Source organism: Streptomyces sp. bgisy130 (assembly GCF_057708345.1).
On sequence record NZ_JBYISA010000002.1, the window covers coordinates 241962 to 265653 of the forward strand.

The 23692-nt window shown below is 72.2% G+C and carries 20 protein-coding genes; 8 read left to right on the forward strand and 12 right to left on the reverse strand.

The window, feature by feature from the left end:
• Positions 1–55 precede the first annotated feature (55 nt).
• Positions 56–2236 (reverse strand): SpoIIE family protein phosphatase, encoded by a 2181-nt coding sequence (locus AC3EUV_RS03785; protein WP_432145674.1) that lies wholly within the window; start codon positions 2234–2236, stop codon positions 56–58.
• 370 nt (positions 2237–2606) lie between these two features.
• Between AC3EUV_RS03785 and AC3EUV_RS03790 the strand changes: the two genes are divergently transcribed.
• Together AC3EUV_RS03790 and AC3EUV_RS03795 are read left to right on the forward strand one after the other, a co-directional pair.
• The gene (locus AC3EUV_RS03790; RefSeq protein WP_435602137.1) at positions 2607–3455 is read left to right on the forward strand and encodes a GNAT family N-acetyltransferase; all 849 of its coding nucleotides are present in this window, start codon (positions 2607–2609) and stop codon (positions 3453–3455) included.
• 89 nt (positions 3456–3544) lie between these two features.
• Positions 3545–5515 carry an APC family permease gene (locus tag AC3EUV_RS03795; protein ID WP_432145672.1) on the forward strand — a complete coding sequence of 657 codons (1971 nt, stop codon included), beginning with the start codon at positions 3545–3547 and terminating at the stop codon, positions 5513–5515.
• A 68-nt stretch (positions 5516–5583) separates the two neighbouring features.
• Here the strand turns inward: AC3EUV_RS03795 and AC3EUV_RS03800 are convergent, their stop codons facing one another.
• A complete protein-coding gene (locus AC3EUV_RS03800) occupies positions 5584–6423 on the reverse strand; it encodes a (2Fe-2S)-binding protein (protein WP_435602138.1) in 840 nt (279 codons plus the stop codon).
• 67 nt (positions 6424–6490) lie between these two features.
• Positions 6491–7354 (reverse strand): LysR family transcriptional regulator, encoded by an 864-nt coding sequence (locus tag AC3EUV_RS03805; RefSeq protein WP_432145670.1) that lies wholly within the window; start codon positions 7352–7354, stop codon positions 6491–6493.
• Positions 7355–7424: 70 nt separating this feature from the next.
• On the opposite strand from AC3EUV_RS03805, the gene AC3EUV_RS03810 reads away from it, so the two are divergent.
• From AC3EUV_RS03810 to AC3EUV_RS03835, 6 genes are all read left to right on the forward strand, one after another.
• Positions 7425–8450 carry an EamA family transporter gene (locus AC3EUV_RS03810; RefSeq protein WP_432145669.1) on the forward strand — a complete coding sequence of 342 codons (1026 nt, stop codon included), beginning with the start codon at positions 7425–7427 and terminating at the stop codon, positions 8448–8450.
• A gap of 140 nt (positions 8451–8590) precedes the next feature.
• Positions 8591–9703: a CapA family protein gene (locus tag AC3EUV_RS03815; protein ID WP_432145668.1), complete on the forward strand. Its 1113-nt coding sequence runs from the start codon at positions 8591–8593 to the stop codon at positions 9701–9703.
• A 149-nt stretch (positions 9704–9852) separates the two neighbouring features.
• Positions 9853–12453: a class III lanthionine synthetase LanKC gene (gene lanKC, locus AC3EUV_RS03820; protein ID WP_432145667.1), complete on the forward strand. Its 2601-nt coding sequence runs from the start codon at positions 9853–9855 to the stop codon at positions 12451–12453.
• Between the two features lie 57 nt (positions 12454–12510).
• Positions 12511–12639, forward strand: coding sequence for a SapB/AmfS family lanthipeptide (locus AC3EUV_RS03825; protein WP_042152795.1), 129 nt, complete (start codon positions 12511–12513; stop codon positions 12637–12639).
• Between the two features lie 126 nt (positions 12640–12765).
• Entirely contained in the window at positions 12766–14544 is a 1779-nt protein-coding gene (locus AC3EUV_RS03830; RefSeq protein WP_435602139.1) for an ABC transporter ATP-binding protein, read from the forward strand.
• Positions 14541–16340: an ATP-binding cassette domain-containing protein gene (locus tag AC3EUV_RS03835; protein WP_435602140.1), complete on the forward strand. Its 1800-nt coding sequence runs from the start codon at positions 14541–14543 to the stop codon at positions 16338–16340. Before AC3EUV_RS03830 ends, AC3EUV_RS03835 begins: the two co-directional genes overlap by 4 nt.
• Before the next feature lie 32 nt (positions 16341–16372).
• On the opposite strand, the gene AC3EUV_RS03840 is transcribed toward AC3EUV_RS03835, so the two are convergent.
• The 9 genes from AC3EUV_RS03840 to AC3EUV_RS03880 all read right to left on the reverse strand — a co-directional run bounded on the left by AC3EUV_RS03840 (position 16373) and on the right by AC3EUV_RS03880 (position 23676).
• Entirely contained in the window at positions 16373–16960 is a 588-nt protein-coding gene (locus AC3EUV_RS03840) for a LuxR C-terminal-related transcriptional regulator (protein WP_432144525.1), read from the reverse strand.
• 545 nt (positions 16961–17505) lie between these two features.
• Positions 17506–19209 carry a cholesterol oxidase substrate-binding domain-containing protein gene (locus AC3EUV_RS03845; RefSeq protein ID WP_435602141.1) on the reverse strand — a complete coding sequence of 568 codons (1704 nt, stop codon included), beginning with the start codon at positions 19207–19209 and terminating at the stop codon, positions 17506–17508.
• 174 nt (positions 19210–19383) lie between these two features.
• Positions 19384–19794, reverse strand: a complete 411-nt coding sequence (locus AC3EUV_RS03850; RefSeq protein WP_435602142.1) for a gas vesicle protein K — start codon at positions 19792–19794, stop codon at positions 19384–19386.
• Between the two features lie 59 nt (positions 19795–19853).
• Positions 19854–20006 (reverse strand): gas vesicle protein, encoded by a 153-nt coding sequence (locus tag AC3EUV_RS03855; protein WP_432144530.1) that lies wholly within the window; start codon positions 20004–20006, stop codon positions 19854–19856.
• 131 nt (positions 20007–20137) lie between these two features.
• Positions 20138–21028, reverse strand: coding sequence for a GvpL/GvpF family gas vesicle protein (locus AC3EUV_RS03860; RefSeq protein ID WP_435602143.1), 891 nt, complete (start codon positions 21026–21028; stop codon positions 20138–20140).
• Positions 21025–21450, reverse strand: a complete 426-nt coding sequence (gene gvpJ / locus AC3EUV_RS03865) for a gas vesicle protein GvpJ (protein WP_432144521.1) — start codon at positions 21448–21450, stop codon at positions 21025–21027. Before gvpJ ends, AC3EUV_RS03860 begins: the two co-directional genes overlap by 4 nt.
• 30 nt (positions 21451–21480) lie before the next feature.
• Positions 21481–22638, reverse strand: coding sequence for an SRPBCC family protein (locus AC3EUV_RS03870; RefSeq protein WP_435602144.1), 1158 nt, complete (start codon positions 22636–22638; stop codon positions 21481–21483).
• Positions 22631–23389: a hypothetical protein gene (locus AC3EUV_RS03875; protein ID WP_435602145.1), complete on the reverse strand. Its 759-nt coding sequence runs from the start codon at positions 23387–23389 to the stop codon at positions 22631–22633. The genes AC3EUV_RS03870 and AC3EUV_RS03875 overlap by 8 nt, the downstream gene beginning before the upstream one ends.
• 29 nt (positions 23390–23418) lie before the next feature.
• A complete protein-coding gene (locus tag AC3EUV_RS03880) occupies positions 23419–23676 on the reverse strand; it encodes a gas vesicle protein GvpG (protein ID WP_435602146.1) in 258 nt (85 codons plus the stop codon).
• Positions 23677–23692 lie beyond the last annotated feature (16 nt).

The window sequence follows — 23692 nt, forward strand, 5'->3', positions numbered from 1 at the left end:
TGTGCGCCGGACGTCGTTGCGTGCTCATGGGCCGGTGGCGGGTGTGCCGTAGCGGTCAGGTGGCGGTGAGGACCAGAGCGGCTTGGTCGTCGGGGGTGGAGGGGCCCGCGAAGGCGGTCACCGCGGCATTGACGGACTCGATGAGACCGGCGGCACCGGCCGCGGGGCGCCGCGGGTGGAGGGCAGCGGCCAGGCGGTGCTCGTCGAAGAACTCACCGGCGGCGGAGCGGGCCTCGGTGATGCCGTCGGTGACCAGGACCAGGCTGTCGCCCGGGAAGAGGTCGACCCGGCACACGCAACCGTCGAACGCGGGAGCCACACCCAGCAGCAGGCCCGACTGGGTGAGCTGTTCGACCGCGCCGTCGGCGCGCAGGACGAGCGGTGGGACATGGCCGGCGCGGATCAGGTCCAGTGTGAGGTGCGAGGCGGTGTGCCGCAGTTCGCCGTAGACGAGCGAGACGAAGAAGTCCTCGTCGACGGGGCCTTCGGTCAGTGCGTCGTTGATGGCGGCGACCACGGCCACCGGGTCGTGCAGCAGCCGCGCGGCGGCGCGGGCGGTGTGGCGGACCATACCGGTGGTGGTGGCGGCCAGGGCGCCCCGCCCGCACACATCGCCGATCATGAGCGCCCAGCGGTTGTCGGGGAGCGGGAAGACATCGTAGAAGTCGCCACCGACATCGAGCCCTTCGCCGGCGGGGTGGTAGGACGCCGCCAGATCGGCGCCGGGAATCCTGGGCAGCTCGGGAGGCAGCAGCCCGGCCTGTAGGTCGCGGGCCAGCCGGACGCGGTCGGTGAACTGGTGGGCGTTGTCGGCACTGGACGCGGCCCGGCGGGCCAGTTCCTCGGCGAGGGCGATGGCATGGCCGTCCAGGGGCGGGCCGGTGGCCAGCAGCGTCAGCACTCCGAAGGTGCGGCCGCGGGCGCCCAGCGGCACGGAGACATAACCGGTGACGCCGGGCAGCGCGGGGCGGCCGCCGCGTGCGACATCGGCGTGGTCCGTCTCCGTCGTGCCGGACGCCAGGACCCGGCGCACCGCCCGGTCGACCTCCTCCTGCATGCCGGGGGCGGCGAGCAGCTCCTCGTCGGCCGGGGTGGCGGCGGCCACGGCGATCCGCCGGGTCCGGCCGTCCTCCAGCACATGGACCGTGCACAGCGGCGCCAGGGTGGGCACGGTAAGCCGGGCCAGGCGTTGCAGACAGTCGTCGTAGTGCAGCTCACGGGTGATGGCCGTGCTGGCCTCCAATACGAAGGCCAGGTCGTCCCGGACCGCCGTCTCCCGCTCCTGGGCGGCACGCCCCTCCTCCAGGGCCCGGTGGCGTTCGATGGCCAGCGCGGCAATACGGGCGAACGCACCGCTGAGGGCCACGTCCTTGTCCGCGGGGGCCTTGGGGAGGCGGTGATATATCGCGAAGGTGCCCAGCAGCCGGTCGTCCGTCCCCATGATCGGGGTGGACCAGCACGCCGCGACGTCGGCCCGCGCGGCCAGGTCGCGGTAGCCCTTCCACCGGCTGTCGGTGGCGATCTCGGAGACGATCACCGGCTCGCGGAGATAGGCGGCCGTCCCGCAGGAGCCGACGTCCGGACCGATGGCGATGCCGTCGATGGCGTCGTTGTAGAAGGTGGGCAGGCTCGGGCCGGTGCCGTGCAGCAGATGCGTGCCGTCGGAATCGGTGAGCAGCACCGAGACGATCAGTTCCGGGGACAACTCCTCGATCGCCCGCGCCATACGGGTGAGGATCTCGCCCAGTGGGGCGTCGCTCGCGATCTGCTCCAGCAGGAGGCGCTGCTCGGCCGCGAGGAGCTGGGCGTGGTGGAAGGCGGTGGTTTCCACCGCGATGACGACCACGCCGTCGATCCGGCCGAGCGCGTCCCGGCGGGGCTCGTAGGTGAAGTCGAAGAACCCCTCCCGCTCCGCTCCTGGCGGACCGAGCACCAGCCGCCCCGCGCGGGCCCGGTACGCGGTGCCGGTGCGGTACACCGTGTCGAGCCGGTCCAGGACGCCCTGCTGGGCCAGCTCGGGGATCAGCTCGCCGACCGGCACATCGGTACGTCCGCGATCGCCGCCGAAGGCCTCGAAGAACGCCGGATTCGCCGCCTCCAGCAGATGAGCCGGGCCGCTCAGCGCAGCAAAGATCACCGGAGCCTGATCGAACAGGTCCTCGTACTCCTCGCTCCGGCGAGGCGGGGACCTGGGATGCGCGGTGACCGCGTCGAGGCGATCCGACTGAAGGGACATGACAGGCACTCTCTCTGCACGCACCGGTACCCGGTCCGTACCGATACACGGTCCGTCCTCCTCCACTCTGGCACACCACACGCCGGAGTCCAGGCCGCGCGGGGAACGGTCGCGGAGCGAAATTGCCTGGTCACAGAGTGCGTAATGGGTCGGCGGCAGGGGGCGGGGGCAGGGGGCGGCGCGGCGATGCGGTGACACGGCCCGGCGGCGAACCGGCGACGCGGCGACACGACGAGCGCCGAAGCGGATCGCGCCCGACTTCCGGCTTTCCTCCCGTATCGTCCTGGCGGTCGATGTGCCGCAGGCGCCGAGCGGGCGGCCCCGGTTCCGCACGGGCCGGGCCGTCCCGCGATCACCTCAAGGGACCGCAGTGATCGAACTCGCCCCGGACCAACTCCCGCCGCTCGCCCGCTGGTTCGCCGCCGGGGTGCCGGGGACGGCGGCGCTGGCCGAACATGTACCGGCCGCCGGGACCGGACGCTGGTGGGCCGACCGCCCCCACGCGCCCCGCACGCTGGCCGTCACCTGCGCCGGACATGCGCTGCTCCGCGGCGACCCGAGCGCCCTGGCACCGGATGCCCTCGCCGTCTTCGACGCGCACTACGTACAGGCGCCCGGCTGCTTCCTGCCGGCCCTGGGCAGCGCCTTCGGCCGGATCGTGCCGTGGGAGCGGATGCTGTACGTGCACCAGGTGCCCGTGGCGGCGCCGCGCCCGCCGCGCGGGGTGACGGTGCGCCGGCTGCTGCCCGCGGACGCCCCGGCGCTGGCCGCCCTCGCACCGGACGCGGCATGGCTCCACGCCAGCTGGGGCGGCCCGGCCGGTCTCGCCGCCTCCGGACTCGGCTGGGCGGCCTTCGGGACGGACGAGGTCCTCGCCGTCGCCTGTACGTACTTCCACGGCACCGCGTACGAGGACATCGCCTGCTACACCGCGCCCGCACACCGCCGCCGGCGCCTCGCGCTGGCCTGTGTGACCGCCCTGTGCCAGGACATCGCGGGCCGCGGCCACACCCCCAGCTGGACCTGTTCCCGCGACCACCGCCCCAGCCGGCTCCTCGCCTGGACCGCCGGCTTCCGCCTGGCGCACGAGTACGTGCACTACCTCACCGGACAACCGGCGCGGCGCGACGGTGGTGGCCGGTCCGGCCCCCCGGCCGCCGCCGCTGCCCGCGGAGACACGACAGCTGCCCGTGGAGACACGAAAGCGTCACCACGCTGAACACCGCGGTCACCGGGCCCCGACTGCTTACGCTGACCTGGCCGTCTCGTCGATGGCGGGATGCTTTCGCGGTACGACAGGAGCACACGATGGCCGCCTCCGCCCCTGCCGGTGCTTCCTCCGGGGCCACGGCGCGGCAGCGCCTGCACGCCTGGATGCTTGAGGGCCTGTCCGATATGGCCAAGCATCAGAAAGGTGCGCACGCCGGGCCGGTGAGCTCCCACCCGGGGCAGCGGTGGTGGCGGGTGATGTGCCTGACCGGTGTGGACTACTTCTCCACCCTCGGCTATCAGCCGGGCATCGCCGCCCTGGCGGCGGGGCTGCTGTCGCCGGTCGCCACCATCGTGCTGGTCCTCGTGACGCTCGCCGGGGCGCTGCCGGTCTACCGGCGGGTGGCGAAGGAGAGCCCGCACGGCCAGGGCTCGATCGCGATGCTGGAGCGGCTGTTGTCCTTTTGGCAGGGCAAGCTGTTCGTGCTGACGCTGCTGGGCTTCGCCGCCACCGACTTCCTCATCACCATCACCCTGTCGGCGGCCGACGCGGCGACCCACCTGGTGGAGAACCCGCACCTCACCAGCGCCCTGCACAACGGCCAGATGACCATCACCCTGATCCTGATCGCGCTGCTGGGCGCGGTGTTCCTCAAGGGCTTCCTGGAGGCGATCGGGGTGGCGGTCGTCCTCGTCGGCCTCTACTTGGCGCTGAACGTGGCTGTGGTCGTCGCCGGACTGTGGCATGTGGCGACCGCGCCGCAGGTCGTCACCGACTGGTCGCAGGCCCTGACCACCGAGCACGGCAGCCCGCTGGCGATGGTCGGCGTGGCCCTGCTGGTCTTCCCGAAGCTGGCGCTGGGCCTGTCCGGCTTCGAGACCGGCGTGGCGGTCATGCCGCACATCGAGGGCGACCCCGGTGACACCGAGGAGCGTCCCACCGGACGGATCCGCGGCGCGAAGAAACTGCTCACCACCTCTGCCGCGATCATGAGCGTCTTCCTCATCGTCACCAGCTTCATCACCACCGTGCTCATCCCGGAGGACGCGTTCCGGCCCGGCGGATCGGCCAACGGCCGCGCCCTGGCCTATCTGGCCCACGAGTACCTGGGCTCGGCCTTCGGCACGGTCTACGACATCTCCACCATCGCCATCCTCTGGTTCGCCGGCGCCTCGGCCATGGCCGGACTGCTGAACCTGATGCCGCAGTACCTGCCGCGCTACGGCATGGCGCCCCACTGGGCCCGCGCGGTGCGCCCGATGGTGCTGGTCTTCACCCTGATCGCCTTCCTGGTCACCTGGATCTTCAACGCCGACGTGGACGCCCAGGGCGGCGCCTACGCCACCGGTGTCCTGGTCCTGATCAGCTCCGCCGCGATCGCCGTGACCATCGCCGCACGCCGGGCCCGGGAGCGCGGCTGGACGATCGGCTTCGCCGCGATCTCCCTGGTGTTCCTCTACACCACCATCGCGAACATCATCGAGCGCCCCGACGGCGTCAAGATCGGTGCCTGCTTCATCGCCGGCATCATCCTGGTGTCGTTCCTCTCCCGCCTCGCCCGCGCCTTCGAACTGCGCGTGACCAGCGTCGTGCTCGACACCATGGCCGAGCGGTTCATCCGCGATATCGCCCATCGCAAGATCCGCTTCATCGCCAACGAACCCGACCAGCGGGACCTGGCCGAATACCGCGACAAGCTCGACCAGATCCGCACCGACAACGACCTCCCGGCCGACGAGGACTTCATCTTTGTCGAGGTCACCGTCGGCGACCCCTCGGAGTTCGAGAGCGAACTACGGGTACGTGGCGAGGTCCTGCACGGCCGCTACCGGGTGCTCTGCCTGGAGAGTTCCACCATCTCCAACGCGCTGGCCGCCCTGCTGCTGCACGCCCGCGACCTGACCGGACAGCGGCCGCACATCTACTTCGAGTGGACCGAAGGCAATCCCTTCGCCCAGTTCCTCCGCTTCTTCCTCTTCGGCCAGGGCGAAGTCGCCCCCGTCACCCGCGAAGTCCTCCGCGAGGCCGAACCCGACCGCGACCGCCGCCCCCGTGTCCACGTGGGCTGAGCGGACTGCCACACCGGAGTGGGCGGCATATTGCCGGGCGAGTGACTTGTCCAGGGCGCCGCCCGCGTTCATGCCCGCTCATCGCCCGCCCGTCCCCGTCCCCGTCCCCGTCCGCGCCCGCCTCCGCCCCGTCCGCGCAGCAGCACGCAATCGCCGCACAGCGCGCCCGCGCCGCCCGGTGCGGCGCGGTAGATGAGGCAGCAACTTCGGCGGGTGAAGCGGGCGTTGTGCGGGTCCAGGGTGTGGGTGTTCCGTAGTTGCGGGTGTTGCAGGAAGGCCAGGGCCGCTGCGCGGGCGGGGGATGCCAGGGCGGGGGCCGCGGCGGTGATGCCCGTGGCTGCGCCGTTCACGGCGGAGGCCACATTGCCCCACAGGATGTGCCGGGAGACCGAGAAGGGGGCGAAGGCGACCACCAGGTCGTGGACCGGTCCGGCCAGCAGGTCTTCGGCGAGGGCGCTGAGTGGGCGGGTGGTACTGCCGGTGCCGGTGCTGTGCCGTACGCCCTCGGCCGCGGCCGGGGTCACCGCCTCCCGGGGCAGCGAGAGCCGGAATGCGCCGCCGAGGGCGGACTCCCACCGCAGGTCGGCCAGGGTGAGCGGTCGCGAGGGCAGGCCGTGCAGGGCGGCCAGGCCGAGGGCCGGTGAGATGACCCGTGCGACCAGGCCCAGATGGGCCACCGAGGCGGCCACCCGTTGCTCGACGGCCTCGGGTGGTCTGCCGCTGTTGGCGGCGAGGGAGGCCCGCACGGCGGCGACCCGCTCCCGGAGGACGTCGTTCCCCTCCTCCGTCACCTCGCTCAACTTCCGCCAGGGAGGAGTGAGTTCGGAGCCCCCGGCATGGGTCTCGAAGGCGCAGAAGGGACCGAGCGCCGCCAGGCGTGGCTCCGGTGCGGCAGTGGGATCCGTCATGGGCGCGGTCCGATGCGTCGAGAGGGGGCGGGCGTAAGCGGCCGGAGGGGGACGAGTGGATGGCCGTTCATGTGCGCTGCCGGTAGAGGTCGGTCAGTAGCGCGACGGCGGCATGGGTGGCCGGATGGGGGTCATGGCGTCGCCAGATGAGATGGACCGCGACGGGAGCGGCGTCCCGGAGCCGCCGGAAGACGATGCCGTCGCGCCGGTACTGGTTGGCGGTGCTCTCCGGGGTGATGCCGACACTGCGGCCGGTGGCGATCGCCGTGAGCCAGTCGTCGATGTCCTGGGTGTACTCGACGACCGGACGCGCCTCGGGGGGCCACAGATCGGCTGTGGTGGTGCCGGTGCGCCGGTCGAGGAGGAGGGTGCGGCCGCGGATGTCGGCCAGTGGGATGGCGCGGCGGGTGGCCCAGGGGTCGTCGGCGGCCATCGCGCAGTAGCGGCGTTCCTGGCCGACGACGGCGCTGGCGAAGCGCGCGTCGTCGAAGGCCGTACGGACCACGGCGAGGTCGCACAGCCCCTCCGCCAGACCACCCGTGGCGGAGTTCGTGCGGACCAGATGCAGCTCGATATCGGGATGCCGGGCCGCCCAGCGGCGCTGGTACTCGGCGGTGTGCCGGCCCATGGCCGACCAGGCGTGGCCGATGCGCAGCCGGGTGTGGCCGGTGGTGGCCTCGCGGATGAGGTTGTCGGCCTCGGCCAGCACCTTCCGGGCGCGGGCCAGCACCTGGACACCCGCGGTAGTGGGGATGACGCTCCGGCTGGTGCGGTGCAACAGCCGTACGCCGAGGAAGTCTTCCAGCGAACCGAGCGTCCGGGACACCGCCGCCTGCGAGATCCCGAGATCGATGGCGGCGTCGGTGAAGCCACCGGCATCGACGATCGCCACCAGGCAGCGCAGATGTCGCAGTTCCATCCTCAGATCCATAACCAGAGCGTATTGATGCGTACGAGGATGCATTTTAGGTATCGGTGCCGGCGGGCGGAGGCTGCCGGGTATGACACGAAGCACGCAGGGCCTGCCGCATCCGGAAGCCGTCCGTAGGGGACCCGGGGCGCGCTCGGGCAGACCGGCGGGCGTGGCGATGATGTGCGCCAGCGGACTCGCCAACCAGACCGGCGCCGCGACGGGAGCGCTGGCCTTTCCGGCGATCGGACCGGCCGGGGTGGTGGCCGTGCGGCAGTGGGTGGCCGGGCTCGTGCTCCTGGCGGTGGGCCGGCCCAGGCTGCGCTCGTTCACCTGGCGGCAGTGGTGGCCGGTGCTGTGCCTGGCCGTGGTGTTCGCCACCATGAACCTGACCCTCTACACCGCCATCGACCGCATCGGCCTGGGCCTGGCGGTGACCCTGGAATTCCTCGGCCCGCTGGCCGTGGCCCTGGCCGCCTCCCGCCGGCTGGTGGACCTGCTGTGCGCCCTTGTCGCCGGGGCGGCGGTGGTCATCCTGACCCGCCCCGAACCGTCCACCGACTACGCGGGCATCGCCTTCGGGCTGGTCGCCGCCGTGTGCTGGGCGTCCTACATCCTGCTCAACCGCCTCGTCGGCGCCCGGCTGCCCGGCGCCGAGGGGTCGGCCGCGGCCGCCGGTGTCTCCGCCCTGCTCTATCTGCCCCTCGGGATCACCGTGCTCGCCCAGCACCCGCCGAGCCTGCGCGCCCTGGGATACGCGGCCGTCGCGGGCGTCCTCTCCTCGGCCGTACCGCTCCTCGCCGACCTGCTGGCCCTGCGCCGGGTTCCCGCGCGGTTCTTCGGGATTTTCATGAGCGTCAACCCCGTCCTTGCGGCACTGGTCGGCCTGGTCGTCCTGGACCAGACCCTGCGCGGGATCGAGTGGCTGGCCATCTCCGCGATCGTGGTGGCCAACGCCGTCAGCATCCTGGCCGGCGGTCGCCGGCCGGTGCCGCCGCCCGTGGCGCGCGGTGGCACGGCGCTCCCCGTGCCGGCGACGCCCCAGGCCCCCGCGGCGGACTCCACCACACCGCACGGTCCGCAGGCCGGGGCGCCGGCGCGGTGTGACGCCGGCTGAGCCGTGTCGCCGGTACGCCGGCGCAGCTCAGGCGGAGGGGACGAAGCCGGGGCCGGGGCCTTCCCGGCTCCGGGGCGCCGTGGAGCGCGGCGGCCCCCCGCCCGCCGCGAAACCTCGGCCGGCCGGATTAACCTGGGGGAATGGGCGGTGACTTGCTCACACTGTTCCTCTGCGGTGACGTCATGCTCGGCCGTGGGGTCGACCAGATCCTGCCGCACCCCGGGGACCCGGCGCTGCGGGAGGGGTACCTCCGGGACGCCCGCGCCTATGTCGAACTGGCGGCGGCGAAAAACGGCCCCGTTCCGTGTCCGGCCGACTTCGCCTGGCCATGGGGGGACGCCCTGGAGGTACTCGACGACGCGGCGCCCGCCGCCCGGGTGCTCAACCTGGAAACCAGCGTCACGCGGTACGCCGGATTTGCACCCGAGAAGGAAATCCACTACCGGATGAACCCGGCGAACCTGCCCTGTCTGGCCGCCGCCCGCCCCGACGTCTGCGTACTGGCCAACAACCACGTCCTGGACTTCGGCCGCCAGGGACTGGCGGACACCCTCGGCGCGCTCGCGGGCGCGGGACTGCGGACGGCGGGGGCGGGAGCGGACCCCGACGCCGCGCGCCGCCCGGCGATCGTCCCCGCCGCGGACGGCCGCCGGATCCTGGTGTTCTCCTTCGGGATGCCGTCCAGCGGGATCCCGCGGGAATGGGCGGCGGCCGGCGGCCGCTCCGGGGTCGACTACGTGGCCCGGCCCTCACCGGCCGCCGCGGGCGAGATCATCGGGCAAGTACGGCAGGTGAAGCGGCCGGGGGACATCGCGGTCGCCTCCGTCCACTGGGGCCCCAACTGGGGCTACCACGTGCTGCGGAGCGAGGCCGCCTTCGCCCATGGCCTCCTGGAGGGCGGAGTGGACCTCGTCCACGGTCACTCCTCGCACCACCCCCGCGCCCTGGAGGCATATCGCGGAAAGCTCGTGATCCACGGGTGCGGCGACTTCATCGATGACTACGAGGGCATCACCGGCTACGAGGCGTACCGGGACGATCTGCGGCTGCTCTTCCTCGTCACGCTGGCCCCGGACACCGGCAGGCTCCACGACGTGCGGATCGTCCCCCTACAGTCCCGGCGGATGCGGCTGCGGCACGCCTCCCGCCAGGACGCCCGGTGGCTGCAAGGGCTCCTCGACCGGATCAGCTCCGGCTTCCGGCCCTGTGTCCACGACGAGCCGGAGGGCACTCTCACCCTCCGTCCCGCCTAAGGGAAGGGCGGCGGGCCCGGCCGCCCCTTCAGTTCCCAGCAAATTCGCAGCAAACGTGCATTTCTCACGGGTTCTTCGTGACAGTCATGACTGTTTCCCGCTCCCCGCGCCATGACAGCGTCATCCCTGTCACCAGCCGAGGGAGTGCGATGAACAAGGGTTACGCCGTCTTTTGCGACGCCGACCGACAGTTCTACGACGCTCCCCACCGGCTGCCCGCGAGCAGCACCGGCCGCGGTGCTCCGTACGCGACGCTGAACCGGGAGCTGCCGGAGGGCTGGCAGCGCCACCGCTCCGGCGACTGGCTGGCGTTCCGCCCGCTGGACCGCGAACTCCCCAGCCAGGGCTGGAAGATCCATGTCTCGGCCTGCCTGGACAACGCCGAACGTGTGCTGGCCAAGGTCTGGGACTACTGCGTTCCGCGCTCGATCGCCTTCAAGTGCATGCCGACCCGGTACCTGCTGCACATCCGCAACGCCAAATACGCCGACCGCGGCGCCAGCGGAAAGTTCCTCACGGTCTACCCCGCCGACGAGGAGCAGTGCGGCCGCATCGCCGAGGAGCTGAACGAGCTGCTCGCCGGCGAACCGGGACCGTACATCCTCAGCGATCTGCGCTGGGGCGACGGCCCGGTGTATGTGCGCTACGGCAGCTTCACCGAGCGGCACTGCTACGACGACAAGGGCGAACTCCGCCCCGCGATCGAGGACGGCCAGGGTCAGTTGGTCCCCGACCGCCGCGAGCCGGCGTTCCGCGTCCCCGAGTGGGTCATCCTCCCGGAGTTCCTCCAGCCGCATCTGGCCGCCCGTTCCGCCACCACCGTCACCGATCTGCCGTACAAGATCGAGCAGGCACTGCACTTCTCCAACGGCGGTGGCGTCTACGTCGGCCGGGACCTGCGGACCGACCAGCGGGTGGTGCTGAAGGAGGCACGGCCCCACGCCGGGCTGGCCGCCGATGAAGCGGACGCCGTGACCCGGCTGGAGCGGGAGCGGGACGCGCTGCAAAGACTCTCCGGACTCGGCTGCGCCCCCGAGGTGCACGACTGGTTCACCCTCGGCGAGCACACCTTCCTGGTGCTGGAGTTCATCGAAGGCCGGCCGCTGAACAGCTTCTTCGCACACCGTCACCCGCTGATCGAGGCCGATCCGAGCCCCGAGCGGCTCGCGGAGTACACCGAGTGGGCCATGCGCGTCCACGCCCTGGTGGCCGACGCCGTCAAGGCGATCCACTCCCGTGGCGTGGTCTTCAACGACCTGCACCTCTTCAACATCATGATGTCCGAGGACGAATCCTCCGTGGTGCTCCTGGACTTCGAGGCCGCATCCGTCGACGACGAGTCCAGCCGCCAGGTGATCGCCAACCCGGGCTTCGTCGCCCCCGCGGACCGCCGCGGCTTCGATGTCGACCGCTATGCCCTGGCCTGTCTGCGACTTGCGCTGTTCCTCCCGCTCACCAGCCTCTTCGCGGTGGACCGCAACAAGGCGGCCCATCTGGCGGAGATCGCCGCCGCACAGTTCCCGGTGCCCCGCGACTATCTCGACGAAGCGGTGGCGGAGATCCTGCGCGGGTACCGGCCCACGCACGCCCCCGTCCGCACCGGCCGGACCGGGGGAGCGGACTACCTCCCCGTGGCCCTCGGCGACTGGCCGCACAGCCGCGACTCCATGGTCCGGGCCGTGCTCGCCTCGGCGACCCCCGACCGGGAGGACCGCTACTTCCCCGGCGACATCGCCCAGTTCTCCACCACGGGCGGGGGCACCTGCTTCGCCTACGGGGCGGCCGGGGTGCTGTACGCCCTGGCGGAGACCGGCGCGGACCGCTGCCCGGAGGCGGAGGAGTGGCTGCTGCGGAGGACGAAGACCCCCGCGTCCGGCAGCCCGCTCGGCTTCTATGACGGGCTGTCCGGCGTCGCATGGGTCCTGGACCGGCTCGGACACCGGGATCAGGCCCTGGACCTCATCGACACCGTCGCCACCCAGCGCCGGCAGGACATCGCGCCCGATCTGCACAGTGGCCTGGCGGGCCTCGGACTGGCCCTCGACTCGCTGGCCGGCACCACCGGCGAAACCGCCCTCGGCGAACGGGCCCTGCACTGCGCCCAGCTCGTGGCCGACAAGCTCCGGACCGCCGCGCCGCCCGCCGAGGGCGCTGCGACGCCCCGCGCCGGGCTGCTGCACGGAGACAGCGGAGCGGCCCTGCTCTTCCTGCGTCTGTACGAGCGCACCGACGACCCCGCGCTGCTCGATCTGGCCGCCGACGCCCTGCGCCGGGACCTGTCCCGCTGCGTCCGCGGCGCCGGGGGAGCCCTCCAGGTCAACGAGGGCTGGCGGACCATGCCGTACCTCGGCGCCGGCAGCGTCGGCATCGGCATGGTGCTCGACGACTTCCTCGCCCATCGCCCGGACGAGGAGTTCGCACGGGCGCGGAGCGAGATCGTGCAGGCCGCCCAGGCCAAGTTCTATGCCCAGCCCGGCCTGTTCCGCGGCGCGGCGGGCATGGTGCTGCACCTCGCCCGCACCACGGCCGGCGGCCCCGGCACCCACGCCGCCGACCTCCGCCGCCAGATCGACTCCCTGGCCTGGGGCGCCGTGCCCTACCAAGGCCGGCTGGCCTTCGCCGGGGAGCAGATGATGCGGCTCTCCATGGACCTGAGCACCGGCACCGCCGGATGCCTGCTCGCACTGGGCAGCGCCCTGCACGACACCCCCGTGCACCTGCCCTTCCTCCCGCCGCCCAGGCGGCCCTGAAGCCGGCCCCGTCCGGGGCCGATCGAGAAACACCGTCCCCATCAGAGAGGAACCACCATGTCCCTTCTTGACCTTCAGACGCTGGAGACCCCCAAGGCCGAGGCCACGGAGGAGCTGCACACCGGCAGCCGCGCGAGCCTGCTGCTCTGCGGTGACAGCAGCCTGAGCGTCACCACCTGTAACTGACTTCCCGCCGCTACGGGACCTCGGTCTCCGTAGCGCGTAAGTCACGGCGAGCCCCGGGTGGCCACACCGCCCGGGGCCTGCCGCTGCCGCCCGTATCCGTCCCTTGGAGGCGAGGTCCGCACCCGTATGCCCCGCACCACCCCCGGGCCCTCCTCGCCCCCGTCCCCGCCGGCCGCCCGGCGCGGGCCGGACCCCGGCGCCCGCTCCGTCCTGACCGGAGCCTTCCGGCACAGTCCCGTACGCACCCTCGCCGTCTGCCTCTTCAGCGTGGCGTCCGCGGGTGCCGCCCTCGCGCTGCCCGCCGTAGTCGGCCACACCCTCGACCTCGTGCTCGGTGCCCGTCCGGGACTCCACGGGGCCCTCGTGCTGTGCGCCGTACTGCTCAGCGCGGAAGTGCTGCTGGACGCGCTGGTCGCGCTGACCGGCGGCGTCACCACCGCCCGCAGCACCGCCTGGCTCCGCCGGCGCGGTATCGACCAGCTGCTCTCCCTCGCCCCGCACCGGGTCGCCGACCGCTTCACCCCCGGTGACCTGGTGACCCGCCTCACCGGGAACGCCGCGGACGCCGGGACCGCACCCACCGCCGCGGCCACCGGCCTCGCCGCCGTCATCACCCCGGCCGGCGCCCTGATCGCCCTGGCGCTCACCGACATCTGGCTGGCCGCCGTGTTCCTGGCCGGACTGCCGCTGCTGACCCGGCTGCTGCGCCGTTTCGCCCGCGGATCCTCCGACAGCGTCCGGCGCTATCAACGCGTCCAGGCGGACCTCGCGACCCGGCTCGTCGAGGCGCTCGGCGGCGCCCGGACCATCGCCGCGGCGGGAACGGCGGGGCGCGAACGGGCCAGGGTGCTCGCACCGCTTCCCGAACTGGGCGCGCAGGGACGGCAGATGTGGCAGATCTACGGCCGCGCCGTGGTCAGCAGCAGCATCCTGGTGCCGCTGCTGACCACCGCCGTCCTCGCCGTCGGCGGAATCCGGCTGGCATCCGGCAGCCTCTCCGTCGGTGCGCTGCTGGCGGCCTCCCGGTATGCCGCCCTCACCGCCGGGCTGGGCGGGGTCGTCGGGCAGCTCAACTCCCTGGTGCGCAGCCGTGCCGCCGCCCACCGCACCGGCGAACTCCTCACCCTGCCCAGGCCGGCGCAGGGCTCCCGGCCGCTGCCCGCCGACGGCCCCGGCCGGCTCGAACTGCGCGCGGTCACCGTCCTCCGCGGCGGCACCCCCGCACTGCGCGAGGTCGACCTGGTGGTGCCCGGCGGCACGACCATGGCGGTCGTCGGGCACTCGGGGGCGGGCAAGTCGCTGCTCGCCGCCGTCGCGGGCCGGCTCACCGATCCCGACAGCGGGCAGGTGCTGCTGGACGGGATACCCCTCGACGAGGCCGACCCCGCGCAACTGCGCCGCGAGATCGGCTACGCCTTCGAACGCCCCGCCCTGTTCGGCGCCACCGTAGGGGCCGCCATCGCCTTCGGCCCCTACGAGCCCCCGGACCGGGCCATCGAGACCGCCGCCCGCGCGGCCGGTGCGGACTCGTTCGTCCGGCTCCTCCCCGGGGGATACGCCGCACCGCTCACCGGTGCCCCGCTGTCCGGTGGGGAGGTCCAACGCCTGGGCCTGGCAAGGGCGTTCGCGCACGCGGGCCGGCTGCTCGTCCTCGACGACGCCACCTCCAGCCTGGACAGCGTCACCGAACTCCATGTCCGCCGGGCCCTGGTCCATGACGTACGGACCGGCAGCAGACTGCTGATCGCCCATCGCGTCTCCTCCGCCGCCCGCGCCGATCTGGTCGCGTGGCTGGAGGACGGCCGGCTCCGCGCCGTCGCCCCGCACGACCGGCTCTGGGCGGACGCCGACTACCGCGCGGTATTCGCCCATACCGACGACGAGGACACCCGGACCGCCTCATGACGACCGCGACCGCACGACTGCTGCCCCGGGCAAGGCGCTTTCTCCGCCGCCGGATCCGGGTACTGCTGCTGCTGGCCGGCTGGTCACTGCTGGAGTCCGCCCACACCTTCCTCGGCGGCTACGGCCTGGCAAAGGCCCTGGACCAGGGCTTTCTGGCCGGCCACACCGGCGTCGGGCTGGTCTGGCTGGGCGTCACCGCACTGGCCGTCATCGTCGGCGGGCTGGCCGGCCGAGGGGTCTTCCGCGGACTGGCCGACCTCGTCGAGCCGCTGCGCGACGGCCTGGTCCGTCAGGTGGTGTCGGGGTCGCTGTCGCATGCCGTGGCGCAGCCGGCCCGGGCGGCGGACAGCGCCGTGGTCTCCCGGCTGACCAACCAGACCGAGATCGCCCGGGACAGCTTCGCCGGACTGGTCCTGGTCGCCCGCTCCTTCGTGTTCACCGCGGCCGGAGCGGTGCTCGGACTGCTCTCCCTGGCACCCCAGTTGCTGCTGATCGTGCTGCCTCCGCTCGCGGCCGGGCTGCTGCTCTTCCTGGCCACCCTCCGGCCGATGGCGGCCCGCCAGCGCGCCTTTCTCCAGGCGGACGAGGACCTGGCCACGCAGTTCGGCGCCGTCGCCGAGGGGCTGCGGGACGTGGTGGCCTGCGGTGCGCAGCAGCGGACCGCGGAGCGGGCGTACGGCGTGATCGAGGGCGAGGCCCGCGCGGCCCGGCAGCTGGCGCGCTGGGCCGCCGTCCGCTGTCTCGCGCTCGGCCTGGCCGGCCAACTGCCCATCCTGCTGCTGCTGGTCACCGCGCCCTGGCTGCTGCGGCAAGGGCTCACCCCCGGCGCCGTGCTGGGCGCGCTGGCCTATCTGACCCAGTCCCTGCTGCCCGCCCTGCACACCCTGATGAACGCGCTGGGCTCGGCCGGCACCCGGCTCCTTGTGGTCCTCGACCGGCTCACCACCGGCCCCGGCCCCGCTCCCGAGCCCCCCGCCGCACCCGCCGCCACTGCGCAGGAGCCCGCGCCCCACGTCCCCGCCCCGCCCGACGGCCCCCACGTCGAACTCCGTGCGGTGACCTTCGCCTACGGGCCCGCCGCCCAGCCCGTGCTGCACGACCTCGACCTGACCGTCGCACCGGGCGAGCACCTCGTCGTGGTGGGGCCGAGCGGCATCGGAAAGTCGACCCTGACCGCTCTCGTCGCCGGTCTGCTCGAACCCGGCCACGGCGAGATACGCGTGGCCGGCCGGCCGGTCCGCGCCCCCTCCGGAACCGATCCGTCCCTGCTGCGGGTGCTCATCCCGCAACAGGCATACGTCTTCTCCGGAACCCTGCGCGAGAACCTGCTCTATCTGTGCCCGGACGGTGCCTCCACGACCGCCCTGGAGGCGGCGTCGGACGCCGTGGGCCTGGCCGCGCTGGTGCGCAGGCTGGGCGGATTCGACGCCCCGCTCGACCCGGGTGCGCTGTCCCAGGGCGAGCGCCAGCTGATCGCCTTGGGCCGGGCGTATCTGTCTCCCGCCCCCCTCGTCCTCCTCGACGAGGCGACCTGCCACCTCGATCCGGCGGCGGAAATGCGGGCCGAGCGCGCCTTCGCGGACCGGCCCGGAACGCTGATCGTCGTGGCCCACCGGATCACTTCGGCCCGCCGGGCCGACCGCATCCTGGTACTCGACGGCAACCGGGCCACCTGCGGTACCCATGACGACCTGCTCGAACGCTCGCCCCTCTACCGGGATCTCGCGGGAAGCTGGCAGCCGGACGCACCGGAGCGCGCGGAGAACCTCGCCGTTAAGTCCCGCTCTCTCGGCTGATCACGGGACCTAACGGACGCACCGGACGGGTTCTAGACCCAGCCCGCCCCCTGCGATATCCGTATCGCGTCCACCCGGTTCCGGGCGCCGGTCTTGCGATTGATCGCCGCCATGTAATTGCGCACCGTCCCACTGCTCAGATGCAGTTCACGGGCGATCTCGGAGACCGAGGCGCCACCCGCGGCGAGCGACAGCACGCTTAACTCACGCGGGGTCAGCGGCATGTCGGCGGCCTCCAGGAAATCCGGGCCGAGCGAATGGTCGACATAGCGCTTCCCGGCGGCCACCAGGTTTATCGCGTGCAACAGCCGGGCCGGTGGCGCGTCCTTGTCCACAAAGCCCCGCGCCCGGGCGGCGATGGCCCGGCGCAGGGTGCCGGGCCGGCAGGCGCTGGCCAGTACGAGCAGGGCGCATCCCGGTCCGCCGGGATGGTCCGCGGAGGCCACCGAACCCGCACAGTCGCCATCGACGACGCACACCTGCGGCCGGAAGGAACGGGCTCGCCCGGGGGCGCTTCTCCAGCAGGCGGCGACCGCGTCGATACCCTCCTCGTCGCGCAACAGCGCGGTGAGCGCCGAGCGCAGCAGCCGCGTTTCGTGCACCACCAAGACCCGGATCACGTTCGTCCCTTCGTTTCCGCTTCTGCGGTCTGCCCCCGGTCGTTGGACAGCCACCCGGGGGAACAACCGGCGATGTGGCGACAGTTACCCGACGAGCCTCTGCCACAGCACTCACTTTCAGCCCCGAACGCTGCCTTGCAGAATTGTTACGGCTGTCATTCCCGCCAGATGGATTTTCGCTGGAGATGACTGGAAACCGCGTCATCGCGCCCGGGTGCGGCCTCGTTCAATACCGCTCAGGATGGCAGGACTCCACAATGCGCGGGACGGTCGGTGGGCGCTGTTGTACCCGCAGGCCGGTGCATGGGCGGAGCTGGCGCGGCAGAGCGGCGGGAGTCCGGCGGGCGGCGGCGTTCGTAGGAACTTCACACACCAAGGGGGCGGATTCCGGAAAGCGCCCCGGGCCTCTGGCGCAAAATTCCCGCCAACCTCGTGATGACCGCTTAGCGGGTTGTTTCCTGCGCTTGTTACGGGTGTTACGGACGTGCCGGGTGATTTCGATAAGGGGGGCGCGCGGAATTTCCGCGCGCCCCCTGGGGGGTGTCTCAGGGCAGCAGGGTGTCGAGGAACGTATTGGAGAACACCCTTGCCGGGTCGTAGGAGTTGAGGATGTCCCGGGCGGTACGCCACTCGTCGAAGGCGGCCGGCACGGTGCCGCCCAGGGTGGAGGAGTCCCGCCACGGCCCGCTGTCCGTATAGGCCCAGCCCTTGGACCACTCGGGACGCACGGTCGCATACGACCCGGTGTAGGTCTGCCAGATCCACTGCTCCAGCTCCCGGAAGAACGGGGCGGCGCCCGGCGTACCGGGATAGGTGGCGAAGTCGAGCCACACCACGGTGTCCCACTCGGGATGGTCCCGACGGGCCCGGGCCGGGGAGAGCAGGGGACCGTCGAGCGGGTCCGTACCGGTGATGCGCAGTTCGATCGGGCCGTTGACGGGATAGGAGCCGCGGCCCTGGTGCGCTGTGAGCACCTGCTGATAGCGGGAGTAGAAGTCACTCACCACCCGCTGCACATTCGCCCGGGAGGTGAGCACCGCCCACCCCGCCTCGACGATCCGCAGCGTGCTGGGTTCGACGTACAGCAGGCTGTTCTTCGACCAGCCCCAGACGTCCCAGGTGCCGGTGACGATCAGCCCGGAGCCGACGATGGACATCGCCAGCTTGGTGAAGACGGGCGTCTTGTCACCCCCGCCCGCGGCGATCTCCCCGAGCAGCCGCGACATCTCCTCGGTGACCCGGTTGGCGAAGGTGTAGGCGTACGGGGAGTCGATCTGCCGGGAGAGCAGCGGCTTGCTGGGTGCCACGCTCCACACCTTCAGCCACGGCACATCGGTGAACGGGAACCAGATCGCCTCGATGCGCCCGGTGCGGTCCAGGTAGGAGCCGATCGTGCGGCCGCCCGTACCGGGGGGACCGAAGACGGTGCCCACGTTCACGTCGTACCAATTCTGGCAGCGCAGCCGGGTGTTGGCCGCGGCCGTCAGCGTCACCTCGGTGACGAAGGCGCGGCCCAGGTGGACGAGGAAGGCCCGGATGTCCGGGTCGGAGCGGGAGAACGTCTTGAGCACATAGCGGCCGTCCGCCGCGCTCCAGACGACGGCGGTGAGCGAGGTGACCAGCGAGCTCAGGGTGCCGAAGCCGGAGCCCGATGGCGGGTTCTCGGTGGCGGTGGGTACCCCGGTGCCGTGGCCGCCGATGGCCAGTACCCCGCCGATGGTCAGGTCCCCGGGCGCCGTGGTGGTGGCGAGGCCGAGCCCCGACTCCTCCAGGCGGGCGAGGATCCGGTCCAGGGTCGCCCCCGCCTGCGCGGTGACGCTTCCCGGATTGCCGTCACGCACACTGACCGCGGTGAGGTGGGAGGTGGTGTCGACGATGACGGTGCGGTTGGTGTCGGCCCCGGCGGGCACCACCAGCGGTGACCAGGTGTGGCCCTTGCCGCGCGCCCGGAGCCGGTAGCCGTGCTGATGAGCCCAGTTGGCGAGGGTGGCCACATCATCGGGCGTACGGGCCGAAGCCGTCCAGACGCCCTCGACGACGATCTCCAGCGACCAGTTCCGGAAGGCCTGTTGGGAGAGGGGGATGCCCGCGGGGAAGTCGGGCGGAGGGGTGAGAGTGGCCGCGGCGCTGCCCGCGGGGATGAGATGCGAGGGCTGTAGCCCGGCCGCCGCGGCAAGCCCCGCGGCGGCGGCACCGGTCAGTAACGTACGGCGGGTGAGGGAGGGTCTGCGAGCGCTGTCGTCGGACATGGCTGTCCTTCCGGCACGCGGCGCGCCGCCCCGTTGCACCGCGCACGGATCGTAGGGGTGAGACCGTACGAGCGCCCCGGTGCGGTGGGGGTGTGCCGGAAGGGTAGGGTGACGGACCGTCAGTTGCAATGCCCGTGCGACGGACGGCGCAAGCGGCCTGCCGGGGACCGCGGATCAGGCGGCGTCGTCCCGCGGCAGCAGCGAGCCCAGGGGACCGAGATCGAGATTGAGGTCCCGCATCGTGAGGCCGTAGCGCTCACAGAGCTCCGCCATCCGGTCCTGGAGAATCATCAGCGTCAGCCCCACCCGCTCCTCCTGCTCCTCGCTCAGATCTCCCTGGTCGACACGGTGCAGGGCGGTCCGCTCCATCAGCTGCCGCAAGAGCTCCACGATCGTCAGCACCAGCTTGATGAGATCGCGTTCCACCGTCTCCGGGTCGGTCCGCAGCCGCTGGGCGAGAGCGCTGTCCCGCCCCTGCGGCGGCTCGTCGGACGGGGCCGGCACCAGGTCGAAGGCCCGGGCCGCGGCCTGCGCCACCTCCGCGAAGGCGGGCTCCACGGGTGCGGCGGCCGGTTTGTTCGTCATGGGTATCCCTCATCCCTCGTCATGGGCGCCTCTCGTCGGGAAGGCGGCAGCACGGTCGCTCACCACGGCGCCGGACCGTCGGGCGTGATCGAGCGAATGACGGCCCGCAGATTGATGTGGACCAGGTCCACCTCGGCGATCGACAGCACCACATCTCCGGTGAGCACCGCGCCACCGTTCAGAAGACGGTCCAGGAGATCGATGAGCGCGATCTGCCGCCCCGCGAGAGACTCATCCGGGGTGAGGTCCGCCGGGGCCGGGCGCTCGGCGGACGAGACTTCGGCGGCCGAGACCCCGGCAGATGAGACCTCGGCGCACGCGGCCTCGGGAGCGTCAGCCGCCATCACTCACTCCGGCTTTCCGCGGGCGGGGTCGCGAAGGAGTATGGGGCCCATGGCCCGGTGACCTCGATACGTACGCCGGGGACACCGTCGGCCAGACCCGTCAGCGCCCGGTGGAACTCCCGGAGCCGGTCCGTGGGCACCAGATAGGCATCGTTCGCGATGTTCTCCCCCACGCCGGCGGCCAGTTCACCCTGCTGAGGGCGGTGTGCGACCCGGTCCCGGGCCAGGGCGGCCGCCCGGTCCCGTACCTCGTCGGCGAGGGCGCCCGCCGCGCGGTAGGCATCACGCTGCGTCTGGCGCCGGGCCCGGCGCTGTTGCAGGTAGGCCCGGCCGGGGCTGACCGGGGGAGCGGCGGGTTCCGGGGCGTCGGAGGCGGGAGCGGGGCCGCCGGCTGTGGTGCGGGGGTCCGCGTACACCTTCACCCCCAGCTCGGCATGGCCGTCGAGCCGGGAGAGCAGCGCGTCGAACTCCGCGCTGCGCTCCCGCAGCATCGACCGCACCCGGGCGTCGTCCAGATACACGGTGGCCAGTCGCATGGGGAGCACCGTCGTTCCCGTGTGGGCGGCCTCGACGACCGTGTGGTGGGTACGGGCGATCTCCTCCAGCTCCGTCAGGTTCCCCAGCTGCGCCTTCATGCCCTCCTCGCTGAAGGCGTCGGCCGGGACGGCGGAGACGAGCGCCGTGAGGCCGTCGGCGGACGCCGTCCGCACGCGCCCGTCCCGCAGCCCGGTGAGCCGGGGAGCCGTCACGTCGAGACCGGCGCCCGCCCGGCCGATGGCGTAGACGTACGAGCTGGACGGGGGAGCGGACTGCCGCTGCTCGGTGGGGAGACCGGGCGGCTGCCACGGGGCCGCGGACGTCGCGTCGTCGCCTTGCAGGTGGCTGGTCACTGCTCCTCCTCGTGGTGCGTCCGGCGCCGGTCGGAGCCCTGGGGCGAGCCGATGGCCGCCCGCAGCTCGGCGAGCTCGGCGCGCAGCTGCCGGTTCTCCTCGGCCAGCGGATCGCGGCCGGTCTCCGGCGGTTGCCCGGCGGACACCTGCTGCGGCGGGCGGGCGCGGGACGAGAGCGAGGGGTCGTGCTCCCACCAGTCGATGCCCATCTCCTTGGCCTTGTCGACGGAGGCGACGAGCAGCCGGAGCTTGATGGTCAGCAGCTCGATGTCGAGCAGATTGATCTGGATGTCGCCCGCGATCACCACGCCCTTGTCGAGGACGCGTTCCAGGATGTCGGCCAGATTGGCGGAGGAGCCTTGCCGGCCGTACGGGGACGGACCGGAGGACGGCCCCATACGGCCGGCCAGTGAATCGGACATGATCAGCCTCGTCTGTGCGGTCGGGGCGGGTCAGCGGGCGGCGGCGGTGCGGCGGCCCCGGGAGGGCGGCGCCGGCTCGTCCTCGTACGCGTCCGGTTCGTCCTCGTACCCGTCCCGCTCGTCCTCGTACGCGTCCGGCTCGTCCGGAGCGACGTCGTCCTCGTCGAGGGGCTCATCGAGGTCGTCGTCCTCGTCGAGGTCGTCATCCGCATCGCGCGGCTCGTCGGGATCCTCGTCCTCATCGGCCGGCGCGTCGAGATCCTGGTCGCCGTCCTCCGCCGCGGTCCCGTCCTCGTCGGCCAGGTCCTGGTCCGTCTCGTCCTCGGGCTCGGCGTTCTCCTCCTCCTGCTCCGCCTCAATGGCGTCGGCGTGCTCGCCCACGACCTCGCCGTCCTGGATCTCGCCCCGCCAGCCGTCGGTGGCCGTACCGCGCAGCATGATGAATTTGCGGTAGAGCTTGAGGTCCAGCCGGGCCCGGCGGCCCTGGGCGCGCCAGATGTTGCCGGTCTTCTCGAACAGCCCCTTGGGGAAGTACTCCAGAACCAGCAGCACCCGCGTCAGGTTGTCGGTGAGGCGATGGAAGGTCACCACGCCCTTGACCGTGCCCTTCGCGCCCTCGGTGGTCCAGGTGATGCGCTCGTCGGGGACCTGCTCGGTGACGTTCGCGCGCCAGCTGCGGGTGGACTTGGCGACCTTCACCTTCCAGTTGCTGGTGGTGTCGTCGGATTTCTCGACACTGACGACCCCCTTGGCGAAGGTGCTGAACTCCTGGAACTGCGTCCACTGGTCGTATGCCTCGCGGACGGGAACGCCCACATCGATGTCCTCGACGATGGTCACGCTCTTTGACTTGCCGCCGCCGCCCTTGCGGCCCTTGCCGAACAGCCCCTTGACCTTGTCCTTGACGGTGTCCTTGAGGTGCGAGGCGCCGGCGGTCAGTGCCGCCCGCTGCGGCGACTTGCCCTCACCGAGCGCCGCACCGCCCTTCGCCAGGCTGTTGACCAGGCCCCCGGCGCCCTGGCCGGGTTCGGCGAGCTTGCCGACGCTCTCGCCCAGCTTGTGGCCGAGGCTGGTGACGGCGTGCTCCGCCCGTGCCTGGAGGTAGTGCTGCAACTCCTCCTTGAGCTGGCCGGCCGCTGGGGTGTTGGTCACCTCGTGCTTCATCTTGCGGAAAGTGGACTCAGCCATTGCGGCCTCCACGGTCGGCGGCCGTGCGGGCCGCACCGGACGCCTTCTTACGGGTCCCCGAAGCGGTCTTCCGCGCCGCGGAGTTGGCGGGTCGTCCGCGGGACGCACCACCGGCGCTCTTGCCCGATGACCCCGATGATCCCGATGCCCCCGATGACTTCGAGGCTCCCGAGGCGCTTGACGACGAGCGGCGCGCGGTGGAACGGGCGGCGCTGCCCGACTTCTTCGCCGATGTCGCGGACGACTTCGTGGCCGTCTTCGCGGACGCGGCGGCAGCTGTCTTACGGCCCGGCGCGCGCCCGTTCTTGTCGTCCGCCGCACGCTCCTTCTCAGCGTCCGCCGCGCCCTCGGCATCCTCGGCGTCGCCCCCGGTGCCGTCCTCGGGCGCCTGGTCCTCCTCGTCCGTCGCGGGGCGCTCCCCGTCCGCGGTCCGCTCGATCTCGCCGCTCGCGTGCCGGCCCTCGTTGAGGACCACGGTCCGCTCGTGCAGGGAGTCGGCGAGGCCGGTCATCCGCTGGGTGAGCGCGGTGCCGGCCGCCGCCTTCGTGGCGTCCACCAGTTCCTTGCGCACCTGGTCGTTGAGGGGGCCCAGCACCGGCGAGTTGGCGACCAGCGTGCCGAGCTGCTTGGGATCCAGATTCAGCTTCTTGCCGGCCAGGAACAGGCCCAGGCCGAGGGCCATCTTCGCTTTCTTCGTGCGCCCCAGGAAGTAGCCCCCGACGAGGGCCACCCCTATCTTGGCGTTGGTCATCATCTGTCGTACACCTCAATCTCCCGTGGTCAGGAGTCGGTACGGAGTCGTTGTCGGTGGGCCTCCAGCCACTCCAGCCGGTCCAGGAGCTCGTCCTCGCGGGAGTCGAACTCGTCGGGCCCGATGCTGCCGTCCAGCAACTGCCGTTCCAGCGCGGCCAGTTCCGCACGGACCGGCGCGGGGTCGTAGTACTCGCGCTCGGCGGTGAGCAGCACCTGATCCAGGACCCAGACCGTGCCCCGCACCGGGGCCAGCGGCAGGGCCAGAAGCTGTGTGAGCAGGCCCATGGCCGATCTCCTCTCG

Excerpts from the sequence above, each read along its gene's own strand:
- AC3EUV_RS03785 (WP_432145674.1), bottom strand. The coding sequence starts at position 2,236 with ATGTCCCTTCAGTCGGATCGCCTCGACGCGGTCACCGCGCATCCCAGG.
- AC3EUV_RS03795 (WP_432145672.1), top strand. The coding sequence starts at position 3,545 with ATGGCCGCCTCCGCCCCTGCCGGTGCTTCCTCCGGGGCCACGGCGCGG.
- AC3EUV_RS03800 (WP_435602138.1), bottom strand. The coding sequence starts at position 6,423 with ATGACGGATCCCACTGCCGCACCGGAGCCACGCCTGGCGGCGCTCGGT.
- AC3EUV_RS03805 (WP_432145670.1), bottom strand. The coding sequence starts at position 7,354 with ATGGATCTGAGGATGGAACTGCGACATCTGCGCTGCCTGGTGGCGATC.
- AC3EUV_RS03810 (WP_432145669.1), top strand. The coding sequence starts at position 7,425 with ATGACACGAAGCACGCAGGGCCTGCCGCATCCGGAAGCCGTCCGTAGG.
- AC3EUV_RS03815 (WP_432145668.1), top strand. The coding sequence starts at position 8,591 with ATGGGCGGTGACTTGCTCACACTGTTCCTCTGCGGTGACGTCATGCTC.
- lanKC (WP_432145667.1), top strand. The coding sequence starts at position 9,853 with ATGAACAAGGGTTACGCCGTCTTTTGCGACGCCGACCGACAGTTCTAC.
- AC3EUV_RS03825 (WP_042152795.1), top strand. The coding sequence starts at position 12,511 with ATGTCCCTTCTTGACCTTCAGACGCTGGAGACCCCCAAGGCCGAGGCC.
- AC3EUV_RS03830 (WP_435602139.1), top strand. The coding sequence starts at position 12,766 with ATGCCCCGCACCACCCCCGGGCCCTCCTCGCCCCCGTCCCCGCCGGCC.
- AC3EUV_RS03835 (WP_435602140.1), top strand. The coding sequence starts at position 14,541 with ATGACGACCGCGACCGCACGACTGCTGCCCCGGGCAAGGCGCTTTCTC.
- AC3EUV_RS03845 (WP_435602141.1), bottom strand. The coding sequence starts at position 19,209 with ATGTCCGACGACAGCGCTCGCAGACCCTCCCTCACCCGCCGTACGTTA.
- AC3EUV_RS03850 (WP_435602142.1), bottom strand. The coding sequence starts at position 19,794 with ATGACGAACAAACCGGCCGCCGCACCCGTGGAGCCCGCCTTCGCGGAG.
- gvpJ (WP_432144521.1), bottom strand. The coding sequence starts at position 21,450 with ATGTCCGATTCACTGGCCGGCCGTATGGGGCCGTCCTCCGGTCCGTCC.
- AC3EUV_RS03870 (WP_435602144.1), bottom strand. The coding sequence starts at position 22,638 with ATGGCTGAGTCCACTTTCCGCAAGATGAAGCACGAGGTGACCAACACC.
- AC3EUV_RS03875 (WP_435602145.1), bottom strand. The coding sequence starts at position 23,389 with ATGACCAACGCCAAGATAGGGGTGGCCCTCGTCGGGGGCTACTTCCTG.
- AC3EUV_RS03880 (WP_435602146.1), bottom strand. The coding sequence starts at position 23,676 with ATGGGCCTGCTCACACAGCTTCTGGCCCTGCCGCTGGCCCCGGTGCGG.